The 15375-nt window shown below is 34.8% G+C and carries 15 protein-coding genes and 1 tRNA gene; 9 read left to right on the forward strand and 7 right to left on the reverse strand.

Features of this window, described 5'->3' with window-relative positions; genetic code table 11:
* Positions 1–17: 17 nt before the first annotated feature.
* The gene (lspA, locus tag ACQH1X_RS07495; protein ID WP_425386147.1) at positions 18–494 is read right to left on the reverse strand and encodes a signal peptidase II; all 477 of its coding nucleotides are present in this window, start codon (positions 492–494) and stop codon (positions 18–20) included.
* On the reverse strand, positions 491–1423 hold the full coding sequence (gene ribF / locus ACQH1X_RS07500) for a riboflavin biosynthesis protein RibF (protein ID WP_425386148.1): 933 nt from the start codon (positions 1421–1423) through the stop codon (positions 491–493). The genes lspA and ribF overlap by 4 nt, the downstream gene beginning before the upstream one ends.
* 68 nt (positions 1424–1491) lie before the next feature.
* On the opposite strand from ribF, the gene grxC reads away from it, so the two are divergent.
* The 3 genes from grxC (at position 1492) to ACQH1X_RS07515 (ending at position 3808) form a co-directional block, all read left to right on the forward strand.
* On the forward strand, positions 1492–1842 hold the full coding sequence (grxC, locus tag ACQH1X_RS07505; protein WP_265026213.1) for a glutaredoxin 3: 351 nt from the start codon (positions 1492–1494) through the stop codon (positions 1840–1842).
* A gap of 119 nt (positions 1843–1961) precedes the next feature.
* Positions 1962–2834 carry a hypothetical protein gene (locus ACQH1X_RS07510; protein WP_425386149.1) on the forward strand — a complete coding sequence of 291 codons (873 nt, stop codon included), beginning with the start codon at positions 1962–1964 and terminating at the stop codon, positions 2832–2834.
* Between the two features lie 845 nt (positions 2835–3679).
* The gene (locus tag ACQH1X_RS07515) at positions 3680–3808 is read left to right on the forward strand and encodes a hypothetical protein (RefSeq protein ID WP_425385836.1); all 129 of its coding nucleotides are present in this window, start codon (positions 3680–3682) and stop codon (positions 3806–3808) included.
* A gap of 181 nt (positions 3809–3989) precedes the next feature.
* Here ACQH1X_RS07515 and ACQH1X_RS07520 read toward each other — a convergent pair whose 3' ends face one another.
* The 3 genes from ACQH1X_RS07520 to ACQH1X_RS07530 all read right to left on the reverse strand — a co-directional run bounded on the left by ACQH1X_RS07520 (position 3990) and on the right by ACQH1X_RS07530 (position 6892).
* Positions 3990–5012 carry an IS110 family transposase gene (locus ACQH1X_RS07520; protein ID WP_425385829.1) on the reverse strand — a complete coding sequence of 341 codons (1023 nt, stop codon included), beginning with the start codon at positions 5010–5012 and terminating at the stop codon, positions 3990–3992.
* A 488-nt stretch (positions 5013–5500) separates the two neighbouring features.
* The gene (locus tag ACQH1X_RS07525) at positions 5501–6478 is read right to left on the reverse strand and encodes a quinone oxidoreductase family protein (protein ID WP_425386150.1); all 978 of its coding nucleotides are present in this window, start codon (positions 6476–6478) and stop codon (positions 5501–5503) included.
* A 99-nt stretch (positions 6479–6577) separates the two neighbouring features.
* A complete protein-coding gene (locus ACQH1X_RS07530; RefSeq protein WP_253307275.1) occupies positions 6578–6892 on the reverse strand; it encodes a GIY-YIG nuclease family protein in 315 nt (104 codons plus the stop codon).
* A 108-nt stretch (positions 6893–7000) separates the two neighbouring features.
* On the opposite strand from ACQH1X_RS07530, the gene ACQH1X_RS07535 reads away from it, so the two are divergent.
* From ACQH1X_RS07535 to ACQH1X_RS07560, 6 genes are all read left to right on the forward strand, one after another.
* Positions 7001–7957, forward strand: coding sequence for an IS5 family transposase (locus ACQH1X_RS07535; protein ID WP_425385760.1), 957 nt, complete (start codon positions 7001–7003; stop codon positions 7955–7957).
* A gap of 208 nt (positions 7958–8165) precedes the next feature.
* A tRNA-Ser gene (locus tag ACQH1X_RS07540) sits at positions 8166–8256 on the forward strand.
* A gap of 176 nt (positions 8257–8432) precedes the next feature.
* The gene (locus ACQH1X_RS07545) at positions 8433–9587 is read left to right on the forward strand and encodes a SurA N-terminal domain-containing protein (RefSeq protein ID WP_425386691.1); all 1155 of its coding nucleotides are present in this window, start codon (positions 8433–8435) and stop codon (positions 9585–9587) included.
* 95 nt (positions 9588–9682) lie between these two features.
* Complete coding sequence (locus ACQH1X_RS07550) at positions 9683–10303, forward strand: oxidoreductase (RefSeq protein WP_425386151.1); 621 nt, start codon at positions 9683–9685, stop codon at positions 10301–10303.
* Positions 10287–10838 carry a 5-formyltetrahydrofolate cyclo-ligase gene (locus tag ACQH1X_RS07555; protein WP_425386152.1) on the forward strand — a complete coding sequence of 184 codons (552 nt, stop codon included), beginning with the start codon at positions 10287–10289 and terminating at the stop codon, positions 10836–10838. Before ACQH1X_RS07550 ends, ACQH1X_RS07555 begins: the two co-directional genes overlap by 17 nt.
* 421 nt (positions 10839–11259) lie before the next feature.
* Positions 11260–12489: an IS256-like element ISWpi15 family transposase gene (locus ACQH1X_RS07560; RefSeq protein WP_425386153.1), complete on the forward strand. Its 1230-nt coding sequence runs from the start codon at positions 11260–11262 to the stop codon at positions 12487–12489.
* 167 nt (positions 12490–12656) lie between these two features.
* On the opposite strand, the gene ACQH1X_RS07565 is transcribed toward ACQH1X_RS07560, so the two are convergent.
* On the reverse strand, positions 12657–14159 hold the full coding sequence (locus ACQH1X_RS07565) for a Mur ligase family protein (RefSeq protein WP_425386154.1): 1503 nt from the start codon (positions 14157–14159) through the stop codon (positions 12657–12659).
* The gene (gene metC / locus ACQH1X_RS07570) at positions 14134–15375 is read right to left on the reverse strand and encodes a cystathionine beta-lyase (protein WP_353285335.1); all 1242 of its coding nucleotides are present in this window, start codon (positions 15373–15375) and stop codon (positions 14134–14136) included. Before metC ends, ACQH1X_RS07565 begins: the two co-directional genes overlap by 26 nt.

Below are 15375 nucleotides of genomic sequence, written 5' to 3' on the forward strand. Positions count from 1 at the left end.
ATATAAAAACAATTATTTTATTTCTCATTTTGTTTGGAAATAAACATATCATATATATACCACTTATATGACAATGTAAACACTCCACAAACTATAGATAAATCCGCTAAATTAAAGGCTGGCCAATACCAATCATCAATGTGAAAATATATGAAATCATATACAGCTCCCCAATAGATCCTATCAACTACGTTTCCGATTGCTCCACCAATCATCAGAGAAAAACCAAGGTAAATTGACCGATCATCAGACTTGTATATCAAGTATGCAAGTATACCAATTATTAGTATTGAAACTGCTAAAAAAAAGAAACCGCCATGTGGTAAAGCGCTACACATTCCAAAACTAATACCTGAATTCCAAACTTCAACTAGCTTTATAAAGCTAGTGATCTCAATTGATTCTCCTTCATCAATCAATGAGTTTATGTACGATTTGCTCGTTTGGTCAATCAATACTATAATTAATATAACAATTAAGCATAACTTTTTCATAAATTTGCCTTTAACCTACAAACTTTAAGTATATCATAATTTATCTGTTTTGTTAACTCCTCAATACTATGGAATTTTTTTTCTGACCTTATGAATTTTAAAAGTTGTATGTTGACTTTATGATTATATACGTCTTCATCAAAATCGAATATGTGCATTTCTATTATGGGCTTTTTCAGATCCTTAAATGTAGGTCTCATACCAATATTGACTACTCCATATAACCAATTGGGGTTATTATCAGAAAACATCACTTTAGCGTAATATGTACCAAATTTTGGTTTTATCATGCAATCTTCTATAGGAATATTTATGGTTGGAAATCCTATTTCTCTACCTCTACATGCACCTTTTGTCACAACACCAGAAACTTGATAAGGTCTGCCGAGCAATTTATTAGCAATTTCTATTTCGCCCCTCTGTACATACTCCCTTATTGAAGAAGAAGAGCAAATTTTGCCGTCAATTATTAATGGCTCTAATTTAGTCAAAGAGTATCCATATGTTTCAGAATATTTCTCTAGAGTTAATATATCACCCAATCGTTTATGACCAAAAGTGCAATTTTCTCCGACAATTATGTGTTTAGCGCCATATTTATCTATTAAAATCTTACTGATAAAGTCATCGCAGCTAACCTCAGAAAAACCTCTATTAAAATTAATAATATACAAGTAATCTATACCATAGCTGCTGATCAGTTCCTTTTTTTGTTCTTGGTCTATTAACCTAAAATTGTTTCTACCAAATAAAACAGTTGATGGGTGAGGCTCAAAAGTTAAAACTGCGGAGGGTAATCCTCTTTCTTGTGCTACCTTCTTTAGAGTGGAAATTGCAAATTCATGTCCTAAATGAATGCCATCGAAATTTCCGAAGGTCAGTGCTATATTATTTTCTATCTCTTGCTCACAATTATAAATAATTTTCATACAATTTGATGTTTTTACATGTTTCTTATATATAATAACTATATTTTAGTAAGCTACGGAGATAAATTGTGAAAAATACTAAAGGAAAAGTTATAATATATGTAAAGCAGCACTGCCCATTCTGCAAAAAAGCAAAAGAGTTGCTGGATAAAAAAGGTGTGAAATATGAAGAAATCGATGTGCTCAAAAACTCAGATCTATTTAACGACATAAAATCAAAGTATAACGTTAGAACAGTTCCACAGATTTTTATCAACGATAAGCACATTGGGGGGTGTGACAAATTGATGGATCTTGAAAAAGAAGGAAAGTTGGATGATATGCTAAATAATAATGACAATCACATTGATGTCACAACCTACACAAGTAGCAATGACGAATATGAAGAAGGCGTTGTACTACGCGATGATTTTATATAATTTTTATCTCACTTTCATTGTCATGTAATGCACGAGTGAAAAGCTAGTATGCTCACTTTAAACAATTCTTAATGAATTAAAAATACAATTCATTTAGTGAGTTTTTTTAGTGGGAAAAAATGACAAAAAATATTTCATATATTAGCAGAAACTTAATTAGTATCGAATTAGTTAACAAACAAGATTTAGAGAATTTTATCAAAATTTTCACAGTGCTTGATAAACATATAGCAGCTAAAACACTTTTTACAGAAGAAGTGAGAATAGAGTACAAGCAGCACAACGGCAAAGAAGTTGTTGAATTGCTAAAAGATACAGACTTTACATATCATGAGGTTGAAAATGTATTGAACCACCTGAGTAAACATGGAATGAAGGTGCCCAGCAATGTTATAGCACATACCCTTTTTTCTGCATGCAATCACGCACTTGAATCTAAGGATGTAGCATTTTCCTTTTCTGAAGGATTTTCACAATTTAACATCAGAGTAAATAAGAATACCTTTATAATAACTCCTATGAGTGAAGAGAATTTGGAATTGAATTCACAAAATAGCAGAACGCTTATAGAGTCATTAAAGAGCGAAAAAAGTATTTATGATTGTATAGTAGAGGAAAATACTATTAAAGTTATAGTGCATTCTGAAATACATCAAGCTATAAATTTGATTATAAAATCACTGATAAAGTCCCGCCTTTTAGCAAAAGAGGAAGAAGGAAAATTCAAAGAGAAATTGAGACAACTTGCTTTTAAGGATCAAGCTTTTGTTGAGTATTCTAGCATCAGAACCATCAATAGGTATCCACATAATCATCCTCTGAGGAAGCATGAAAGTGTTACTAAGGATATAGAAAATATTTTATGTGATTTCATAGCAAATGAGAACAGCGAGTTTGCTATAGAACGGTTAAATAGGCTGAGCTCAGCAGTTTCTCCGGATACTCCAAGAATCATCACTAAAACTATAGATAAACTTGTTAAGTTTCACTAAGGTATACGAGAGCCAATAGATTTCTTGTATTACCTTTTGTCATCCAAGTAGCCAAGCTACTTGGTTCTTTTTTTGGTTCCAGCACTATGTACATAGCTGTACAAACATTGTAGCCGTTATTCAGTAGCCCTCAGAAACGAAAAAACTTACTTGACACCCTTCGCCAGCGCCCATATCATGGTACTGAAGGTATTCAGTTATCTTCATCTGTGCAGATTAAACAGCAAAAAAACAACGTACTTGGCGTCTTATTTTTAATTTTTCGCACTATGTGCACCTTATGTCTTCACAACATTTCTAGCTATATAAGCCGAAACGCGCTTACAAAGCGTTTAAGACAGTAGAGAACGCCAATTTGCAGGATTAGAAAGTGACAACTAGCTAACACGGGGTTTCTTTTGCCTTTTTTTCTGCTTAGTAAATTTCTTAAACATTTAAACAAAGGTGAGTTGCATTTAAAAGCAGCTAAATTGCAGTGTTTAAGACTTAAAAAACGCCAATACTGAAAATAGACAATGACTAAGGCTTCTTTTGCCTTTTTTTTCGTTTGGTAAATTTCTTAAACATTTATGGCTAAACGACAACCGTCATCCCGCTACGTGTTAGCGGCTAAGAGATACCGCGGCGGTATGACGGTTCGCGGTGGCATGACGATAACCTCGTCATCCCGCTACTTGTTAGCGGGATCTATCCGCGGCGGCATGACGTCTCGCTTGGGCTAACCCAGTGTTGACACTTATAGCCTTGTCATTCCAGTCTGGAATCTAGATGCAGCCACTTATTTAAAGTTAAGTTTTCTGGATCCAAGTAGTCAGCTACTTAGATAACAGGAAGAAGGTGCTGGGATGACAGGAGATACCGTCTCGCCAGTCAACAAGAAAATTACAAAAATTGAATCTAAATTGCCTAAGTTATATTGTGAAATCAAAAAATACTGCCAATTCCCGTCCTGTGTAGCGGTATACAGATTGTAGTTGTATTAAACAAGAGCCTGATATTAGTTTTGACTACCTCAATTCTTCTGTCAGTTAATTCTTGTCTGTCAGATTAAATCTTGTCTTTTACACTTATCAACATATACACTAACCAACTACATTCAATAAATTTGTGTAAGATACCATTTTACATAAGATAGAATGGAAGCATTTTTCGATTTTAAATTACTAAAGCTTCAGTCAATCTCCTAGTCCTGTAGCTTTTGATATGGTCAGGATTAAAAGCCTTTTTTGATTTTAAAATACCAAAAACAATATGAAGCAACTTACGCATTGCAGCACCAACAATGGCCATATTATGCTTGCCTTTTTCTTTTAATCTCTTGCAAAAAGTCATAATAATAGGATTGTGATTTTTAGCTACTATAGCAGGAAAATACATGGCCTTACGTAGTGTTCGTGAACCTGATTTACTTAATCTGGGCTTGGCATATACAGATGAACCTGATGTTATATTTCGTGGTATAGTTCCAGCGTATGCTGCCAATTGTCTGGCATTTATAAAAGCCTTTGTGTCAGGAATTTCAGCTAAAATAGCTATTGCTGATTCCTCTCCTATTCCTGGAATAGTCAATAAGAGTTGAAAGTTTTCCAACAACTCTTTGTGCTGTTTTAATAGTTCACGTATGGAGTTTTTTATTGTTTCTATTGATTGTTCTATGTTCACTGCAAGGTTTTCCCAAGCATTTGCAACTTCTTCAGGCAGTCTCTCCTTCTTTTCTAAATGATTATTTACGAATGTTAATCCATCTTTTAACGCAACCGAGCAACGATAAAGATGTTTTAATTTTTTCATTTCAGGAGAAGGTGGTGTCCAACGAGTAGGTTCCTGTCTTTGGCAATAATCAGCAATAATTTCTGCATCGGTCTGATCATTCTTTTGTCTTACAAGCTTACTCCTCGCATAAGATTTAATACAATAAGGATTTACAACACTTACAAAATGTCCAGCATTGTGTAGAAATTCAGCCAAAGCTTCACTATAACAACCGGTAGCTTCCATACAAGCTTTCACTTGCTCTACGTTATGTTTTTGTAGAAAGCTCTGCAGACCTTGAAACCCATTATCATCGTTCTTAAAGCTTCTTTTCCTAGTTTCACGTTTTCCTTTTTTACTTATAAATGAGAGAAAAACATCAAAGCGATCTTTTGATACATCTATTCCCAGAAAGTTGTTGATCATATATAACCCCATACGTTACTATTTAAAATGAAAAGTAAGGCTAACCTTGTGAATACAGAATTAGAACCATTTAGGTTTTTCTACGATACCGTCCAGCCTATACTTTTGAGAAGGGAATTCTTATCTCCTCTACAGATTTTATATCTAAGAAGAAGCACAGAGTTCCTCCCTTCTCCACCTAATGCTTAAGCTTAAAACATTAGATGCTTTTGACAAGATACAAGAAGGGGCTACTGCCGTCATAAAGGAACCAGTGTCAGCTACTCGGATGATACCTTTTTCTACTTAATTTGGGTTATGCAAGAAGTCTATTCGCGGTATCTCAGCATAGATTCCGCTAACGAGTAGCGGAATGATGGTTTTTCAAATCGTCGGTAAGCCTAAGTCAGTTTAGCTATATGCTTTTAATTTCCCCAAAAGGAGAATTAAATATGTGAAATTCTAGTTGATATGATTTAATGAATGGTTAGTTTAAATTACTAATTTATTTAAGAGATTTTAATAATATTTAACCCACTTACTTTTCTATTTTCCATATCACGATGGGCTTGAATTATTTCATCAAATTTATATTTTTTATTGATCCGTACAGTTAAAAGTTTTTTTCTTATCATCTCGAAGATTTCCATTGTGGTAAGCACTAATGTGAATCTATCATGCTTATAATGGTATATCGAAGTTCCAGTTGCAAATAACGAACGTGAACTAAGTAAAGAAAAACTAATAGGAGCGTTACCTGATATCTGCCCATAGGAAACGTATATGCCGAACCTGCCTAAAGATTCAAAAGAGAGCTTGCTTGTAGCGTAACCTATGGGGTCATACACTGCACCTACTCCTCTGTTTTGCGTAATCTCCATAATTTTAGAAACGAAGTCTTTATCATTGTAGTTTATTGCGTATGTGCAGCCACTTTGTAAAGCTATCTTCATTTTTTCATCAGAGCTTACAGAGCCTATCACTACACCTTTTTTATCCTTTGCCCATTGGCATATTATTTGTCCTAAACCACCATTAGCCCCATGAACTAGCACGAAAGCACCAGGCCTAATTTTATAAGATTGATTAACTAAATAGTGAGCTGTCATACCTTTAAACAGCACTGCAGCGGCAACTTCATCAGATATGTCATCTGGAATTTTTATCAGATATTTCTGGTGTATAATGCGCTTTTCACAATATGCCCCTGGAGGAGCTGTGCAATATCCAACTCTATCTCCAACCTTCAATCCATCACTGATTTTTTTACCAAACTTTTCAATAACTCCCACTGCTTCTACCCCAAGCACTGATGGTAGATCTTTAATTTTGCGCATACCTTTTCTGTGCTCTAAATCATAACGATTTAAGCCGATAGTTGTGTGACGTACTAAAACTTCCTCGCCTTTTGGCTCACTTATATTCTTATCTACAAATTCTAATACTTCTGGCCCCCCAGTTTTTTTAATTTGTATAGCTCTAACCATGATGAATGTAAGATAAAAACTTTGATTATGTTATCTAATAATTAATATTTTGCAAAGTTATTGTTTTCACAATCAATAGACTTCTTGCGTTACCTCCTGTCATTCCAGCGCGTGACGCTGGAATCCAGATACGATTTCATCATATAAATCTTTCCATTCTTGATTTGTTTTTTCAATTAAGTTTATTTTCCATTTTCTCTGCCAGCTTTTTAGAAGCTTTTCTTTACTAATTGCTAAATTTATGTCTTGAAACTCCTCAAAGTAGACTAATTTACTAACATTGTACTTTGACGTGAAACCGGAAATGGCTTTGCTTTTATGCTCCCAAATTCGTTTAATTAAATTTGATGTTATACCTATATACAGGGTTCCATTTCGTTCACTTGCAAGTATATAAACATAATAACTTTTCATATATAGTAACCTGGATCCCAGTGGGCTTTGTTGCATAGCAACCGAAAAAATCTGGTAGCTACTGACAAAATTCATTATAAATAACCATTTAACTGTTGAAGAAAAAATATGCCACAGAAAATGAAAGTCAGTAACCAAAACGAATATAACAAATTCCTTGAAAAAAGGGGAAATATTTTTCATTACATCGATGAAGCTATCGAAAATTGGTATGAAAATAGTCCAAAAATGCAGGGCGGCAACTATATTTACAGTGATAAAGTCGTAATTTTGGTGCATATAATTGTCAATCTTTTTAGAATTGGTTTAAGACAAACGGTGGGGTTTATAAAAGGATATCTGCAACAAATAGGAAAAAATTTGGCAGTTATCAGCTATTCACAAGCATCAAGAAGGTTTAAAAAACTTAATATTAAGATAAATGATTGCAGGGTTGATAAAAGCAACATGGAAAATATTGAAATTATCATAGATAGCACAAGTATCAGCATTTACAGTAACACTCCTGGCCACAGTAAGGAAAACAGTGCAGATAGAAAGTACCGAAGCTACGAGCAAGTAAGAAAGTTACATGTTATGTTAAGTGTGAATAGTAAAAAAGCTATAGCTGCAAGATACAGTAATGGCGTCTACTCTGACCACTATGGAGCTTGCGATTTGCTTGAAGAAGTTAATTTTCAGCACAAAATAAAAGCATTATATGCAGATAGGGCATACGATAGGCACAAACTTTATAAATTGTGTAAGAAATACGATATAAAGACAAAAGTTCTACCAAAAAAGGATGCAGCAGAACATTCAAAAATAGATTATATGTCTGACAGAAATGCTGCTATTAGGTTAATAAAATTATATGGACAAGATGGTGTAAAAGAGTGGAAAAAGGAAGCGATTTATGGAAAGAGATCTTACATAGAAGGATTTTTCTCAAGGTTGAAGCAAGTATTTGGATTTAGCTTTAGGAATAAATCTGAAGTAAATCGTGAAAAAGAATTACTAATTAAGTGCTATTTGCTCAACAAATTCACTGATATTGGTATGGCTAAATTTGAAATCATTACATAAATTTGTCGTAAATCATCACTGCTTAAGGTGCTATGCAACAAAGCCATCCCAGTGTCACGCACTGGGATGACAAGAAAGGGAGCACTGGAATTTTTGTTTCAGTATTTGTACATTAGCCATGCATCTGAACAGATACAAATATTGCAATTAAAAGCATTAGACAGGCGGTAGAGGTCTTGGTATTATATAATCTTTAGGTTCTAAATTTGGAAGGGTGGCCGAGCGGCTGAAGGCGGCGGTTTGCTAAACCGTTATACGATTGAAAAGTCGTATCGAGGGTTCGAATCCCTCTCCTTCCGTATACTGTTTTGAGCACGGTCTAAATTCGCTATATTAGCATGTTTTTAGCCTATTTACCAGCGTACCTGATTTTGTTGCAATGGTTTTTATTTCCATTGTCACTGAGATCACTATTAAAAAGTTGGCTAGCATTGACTCAGTATTTATTATAGAATTGGTTATTAACCTTACTTATATGCATAAAATACTAATTTTACTGTTGATAGTGTTGCCACTTAGGTTGCTTGCAACCGAGATTGAAATTATTGCAGATGTAAATGGCGAGCCAATTTCAAATTTAGATATCGAAAAACGCATCAACTTTATAAATTCATTGTTTGGCACTCAAAGTGTTAATCAAAAAGAAGCAAAGCCTCAAATTCTTAGGGAACTAATAGACGAAATTATCATTATCAATGAAGCGCAGAGGCTGAATATAAAATTGAGCAACGAGGAGTTAGATAATGCTGTCATGTTATTTTTAACCCAAAGTTTTAAACTTAAGGCTAATGAAGTTGATCAATACATAGAGAAGCATAATATAGATCTTAGTATTTTAAGAAAACAAATAAAATGTCAGTTACTATGGAGCAAAATTATTGAAGTAAGAATTGTGCCATTTATTAATATAAGCGATAAAGAAGTAGATGATGTAAAAAGGCAAACAGAAAAGCCGGATTGTCTTATCACGTTCCAAGAGTTTATAATTCCTGATCAAAAAGACAAGGACGTTTATGGTATAGCTGAAGATTTAGTAAAAAAATTACGTAATAGTAATGATGACTTTATTCCAGAATCTCCAATAAAGATACGTAAAGCAACAGTTAATTTAAGTCAGCTGAAAGGCAAACTCAAGGGCGTTTTAGAAGGATTAGAAATCAGCGATATAGCAGGTCCAGTTAGTTTTAGTGAAGGTTGCTCTATTATAAAAGTCATAGATAAGGTACAACTTAATCATGCACTGCTGGAAAGCACTTTAAAATTAAAACAGATTGTGGTTGAAGGTTCAGAAAGTTTATTGGATAATTTCAAGGAGCAAAAAGTCAATTGTTTAAGTTTTGATAAATTAGCAGATAATTTTAAGTTGCCGAATGCAAAAGAATTTGAAATAAAAATGCGAGATTTAAATCCTGATTTACAGATTTTATTTAGTAAAATAAGTGTGAATGAAATAGTAGAATTGAGAGAAAATAGCACTGCAAAGTTGATGATGTTGTGTGATATCAAGAGTAATGCAGCGGATATAGAAGCAATTAAACAGCAGATGTACCAACAAAAGATTATGATACAAAGCAACCTGCTATTGGATAGTATGCGTAAAAATGCAGCTGTCAGTTATCAGTATAGTTGAAGTCAGAGAGTGTCCTTGTCTCTGTCTTTGTGTGCGAAAATTACTTTGTTCTATAAAATTTCAAAAAATTTGAACAAATATAGTTAAAATAGCACATGAAGAATATAATGCTAGTTGGTGGTGGAGTTGGAAATGCAGTGTTGTTTTCGATAGGGAAAGCATGTCTTGAAAATAATAACAAGGTTTTGTACTTCGCTGGCTATAAGAAGTTAAGTGATGTATTTAAACGAGCACTGATAGAACGTGCATCAAATGCAGTAGTTTGGGCATGTGAAGAAGGATTGATAGAAACAAGCAGAGATCAAGATAAATCCTTTCATGGTAATATAGTTGATGCAATAGTCTCTTATCAACAAGGAAGATTAGGTATTAATTTGAACGCTATAGATAAAATTATCACTATTGGTTCTGATAAAATGATGAAAGCTGTGAATGAAGCTAGAAAAACAATTTTAAAGCCATATCTGAAATCAGGCCACATAGCAATATCATCAGTTAATTCTCCTATGCAGTGTATGATGAAAGAAATCTGCGCTCAGTGTGTGCAGCAACATATAAATGCGAAAACAGGAGAAAGGAGTTTTGTTTATAGCTGCAGTAATCAAGACCAGGATATGGAATTTATTGACTTTGATTTTTTAAGTGAGCGCTTGAAGCAAAATAGTTTACAAGAAAAACTTACTGCGAAATGGATAGATCATGTTCAAAGATATTAAACAGCACAAAAAGGAAATAAGAGAGCAATATAGAACTATAAGAAAAGATATTGATGAAAGTTATTCCAGTTATGCGGCAAATTCCCTTATTAATCTCTTTAATCAGAACTTAAGTTACGTTAAAGGAAAAACAGTTGCGGCTTACATTCCAATGGATGGGGAAATAAATGTTGTCCCTTTGATGTGTCGTTTGCTTTATTTAGGTTATAAAGTAACAATTCCTAATAAAAATCAGTTACTAAGATTTGAGGGATGGAACGAAACAAATGAAGATGTAATTCCCGACACAATCATTACTCCTGTTGTTGCTTTTGATGATCATTTTAATAGATTAGGTTTTGGCGGTGGTTGGTATGATACAATGATAGAAAAACTGCGGCCGCTTGGAAAAATATTTATAGGTGTAGCCTATGAGAAACAATATTGTAAAGATTTACCTGTAGAAAAACATGATCAAAAATTGGATATTATAATCACTGAGATGTGTGTTAGATGTGGAGGTGGATTGCCCAAGAAAGCGGATAGAAAGGAATAGCGTAATCCCACTTTCTAAGAGCCTGTCTTCAAACTCAAAAATGAGCTAATTTGTGAAACATAATAGTGATCATATTAAAGAAGATATTGTTTTTTGAAGTAAGAGGAGAATGCTCATAATCTTTGCTCATGCGCCTAAAATTGGAGAGCCAAGCAAACGTTCTTTCAACGTTTAGGAATAACCTGAAATCCTGTATCAACTACCTTCTTGGTAATCGTATCCCATTTCCAATAAACAGCGGTTTTGTAATTTACCTGTGTATCCTTGATCAGCAAAAAACTTACGTAAAGTTGGAGCTTTGCATTTAGCTTGAGTAAAAAGATTTAGAGCACCATCACGATCTTGAACAGGGAGTGTTAAATAAACTGTGTCAAACCGAAAAAAAAGTAATAAATTGATATAAAAAAATGGAGGTTTGACAATGAGTCAGAAAGTAGTAAACAGAACTACCGGTTTGGTAGATTATAAAGAATTAGAAACAAATATCCTGTCGTCTATACGAGAAGGAAGACCGTTGACAGGAAGAGATGGAGCATTAACACCGTTTATAAAAAAGTTGCTGGAGGTAAGCCTGGAAGGTGAAATAGAAAACCACTTGTCGGCTAAAAGCGAAGAGAATAATCGAAGAAATGGGAGAAATGCAAAAACTTTACGTACAAGTGCAGAGCTATTAACACCAAGAGATAGAGAAGGAAGTTTCGAACCACAAATAGTCAAAAAAAGGCAAACAAACTTACATCCAGAGCTTGAAACGAAGATTTTGAGCACATTTGCCAGTGGTATGGGCTATAGAGATATAGTGTCACATGTTGAGGAAATTTATGATCACAAAATATCGGCGGCAGAGATATCAAGTATTACTGACAAATTGCTACCAGTAATCAACGAATGGCGTAGTCGCCCGCTGCAGTCTGTATATCCGATAGTTTTCATGGATGGCATGTTTTTTAAAGTCAAAGAGGACGGGCATTGCGTAAGTAAATGCATGTATAACATATTAGGCATAGATCAAAATGGCAAAAAAGAAGTATTAGGTTTTTATTTGGCTGAAAGTGAAGGAGCTAACTTCTGGTTGGGAGTGTTAAATGACCTCAAAGAAAGAGGAGTAGAAGATATCCTTATTGCCTGCGTTGATGGGCTAAAAAGCTTTCCTGCAGCTATAAACAGTGTCTTTCCTAATGCGGAAGTGCAGATGTGTATAGTGCATCAGATACGCAACTCACTGAAGTATGTGGCCAGTAAAGATGCGAAGAGTTTTTTGAGCGATTTAAAGAAGGTATATCAAGCTTCAAGCAAGGAAATTGCCGAGAATTATCTGTTGGAATTGGATGAAAAATGGGGCACAAAGTACCCTATGGTTATAAAATCTTGGCAGAATAATTGGGAAAACTTGTCTGGTTATTTTAAGTATTCTGGTCCAGTTAGGAGGATAATCTACACCACCAATCCCATAGAGGGGCTACATAGGCAAATTAGGAAATTCACTAAGACCAAAGGCTCATTTACCAGCATAAATGCCTTGTATAAGCAGGTATATTGTGCTATAAAGAAGGCAGAGGAAAAGTGGACGATGCCTGTACATGATTGGGCATTAACTATCTCTCAACTTGATGTTTTCTTTCCTGGCAGATTGAAAATTGAGTTGAACTAAAAATGCGGTTTGACACAGTTTATTTAACACTCCCATACTAGTAACTATTGGTATATCTGTATCCATTGCATTAGTATCTGTTTGCATTGCGTACGTAATGTCAAAACCTAACACTAAAATGGAAGGAACAGAGAGCTCTGTACAGGAAATTGGTCAGAGTATATAGATCAAGATAAAACTTTACTTTTAATAACCTCAACATCACTGAACTCAAAAGTTTGGCTTCCTACAATTTGGAATTTCTCATGTCCTTTTCCTGCAACCAGCAGAATCATACCTTCGTTATGGGCAATATCTATACCTTTCTCTATAGCTTCTCTTCTATCTTCTATCTCTAGCGCATCAGGGCAATGTAGCAAAATGTCATGACGAATTTTTGCCGGATCTTCATCACGCGGATTATCATCTGTAATTATTACTTTGTCTGCATACATTTGTGCTATTTTGCCCATTTCTGCACGTTTTATTTGATCACGATTTCCACCGCATCCAAAAACTAGGACTATTTTTTTGTTAACGTGCCATTTTAAAGACAATAGGGCTTGTTTAAGCGCACTTGGAGTATGAGCGTAATCCACGAATGCAAAAGGTTTCACTTTTTCCATTCTTCCTGGTGGAGAAACGAGTTTTTCTACGCATATTTCTCTGTAATTTAATCCAGATATACCAATTGCACATAGCAGATTATATGCTTGAAATTTTCCTAAAACTGGGAAAAATGTATTGTAAATTTGGTTATCAATTTTTACTGTAAGATATTGACCATTAGGGGTTGGTGTTTGCTCTAATAAAGTAATATCAGAGCCTGTTTTTCCATAGGTGATAATTTTGTTGCTGCGTTTTTCAGCTATTTTAAGCAATGCGCCGTATTCATCTATATCCGCATTTAAAATCGCTGTTTTTCCTTTTGGTAATACCTCGTAAAATAACCTTTTTTTAGTTTCTAAGTATTCACCAAGATTTTTATGGTAATCTAAATGATCTTGCGAGAAATTAGTAAAAGCTGCAGCACTCAACTTTAATCCATGGATTCTGTATTGATCAATTCCATGACTTGATGATTCCAACACTAAGTGTTCTACATTTATACCACGCAATGTTGCGTAAAGGTCATCTGCACCTGGAGTGGTAAGACTGTTGCTATTATCTTTTCTGCCATTATTGATGCATGTTCCAAGTGTTCCAATAGACGCAGCATTATAGCCAGAGTTTTGCCAGATCTGGCGGCAAAATTCTACCACTGAAGTTTTACCATTCGTACCCGTTACAGCAGCAACATATTTGGGCTGTTTAAATTGATAAAACCTGCTGACTATTTCGCTGTATATTTCTTGAGGGTTTGGGTGGAAGATACAGATTCCAGCATCACGCGCTGGAATGATACCAAGGCTTGAAGCTTCTGTCATCCAAGTAGCTGACACTGGGATCCATCTTTTTTTTTCCTGGATTCCAGTGTCACGCACTGGAATGACACCATTTGTTATGCAATCACTTGCAATTATCGCTTTAGCTCCACAAGATAATATCTGATCTATGTAAATCCTATCCCTTTCTGACACACAAACAAAAAGATAACCTTCCTTGACTCTCTTGGGATTACATGTAACGCCCTTGATTTCAACATCAAAGTTAACATCAATAATGTTATGCAGTAATTCTCTCAGTTTCATGCTTTACTCTGCCAGCTTTGATATTCGAACATGGCAACCTTGCTAGTGCAGCATTTAAATCAGAGATTAAATCTTCAGGATCTTCCAGTCCACAAAATATCCGTATAAAACTTCCACCATAGTCTGAACTCATTACGGATCTTGACATAGATCTACGATCTATTGGTAATATCAAACTGTCGCACCCTCCCCAAGAAGCACCGATACCAAAAATTTTCATGTGATCAACCATGCAGCTTAGTTCTTCACATGAATATTCTCTATCCAGTGCTATACTGAATGTGCCGCTTGCTCCTTTGAAGTAACTTTTCCATAATTCGTGTTGAGGATGGGAGGGAAGTGCTGGATACAAAACTTTTTTGATTTTTGAATGTTTTTCTAGCCACTTTGCCACTTCCATTGCTGTATTTTGGTGCCTTTTCATACGTGTGTACAATGTTCTAAGTCCCCTATGTGCAAGGTAGCAGTCGTGCGATTGAATGGTTACTCCATAATTTTTATAGCTCTCATAAAGCAATTTAAAAATTTCACCTTCAGCAATAATAGCTCCCATCACTAAATCTGAGTGACCGGCTAGATACTTTGTCACCGCATATAGTGCAACATCAATTCCATAATTAAGCGGCTTAAATAACAAAGGAGTGGCCCATGAATTGTCGCAAACGGTTACGATTCTGTGTTCCTTAGCAATTTTTACTATATGCTCTACATTCGAAATCTCAAACGTTACAGAACCAGGAGTCTCGATCATTATCAATGAAGTATTACTCTGAATTAAATCAGTTATATCCTGTATTGGATCATAAAAAGTTACTTCTATTCCTCTTTTTGGTAGCTCATTTTCGGCAAATCTCTTAAGTCGGTAATAACTATTATCTTGTATCAAGACATGCGAACCCGCTTTAGTGAAAGTCAAAATAGCAAAAGTAAGTGCAAACAATCCGGAAGGATAGATTAATGCTTGTCCCCTACCCTCAACTTCAGCAAGCGCATTTGAAAGATAATGAACAGTGGGAGTACCAACATTACTATAGCTGTAATCTCTTGCAACACCATCGTTGATTACATCGTATATACTTTCTCCATTTGCAGCATTTAAGTAGTCTTTGTAAGTAGGAAATAATATGGTAGAAGAATGATAAACTGGCGGGTTCATAGAACCTTTATAGTCATTAAATTTTCTTCCTGCTTTAACTAATAAAGACTCTTCCTTCAC

This window comes from Wolbachia endosymbiont (group A) of Barypeithes pellucidus, assembly GCF_964030885.1.
GTDB lineage: Bacteria > Pseudomonadota > Alphaproteobacteria > Rickettsiales > Anaplasmataceae > Wolbachia.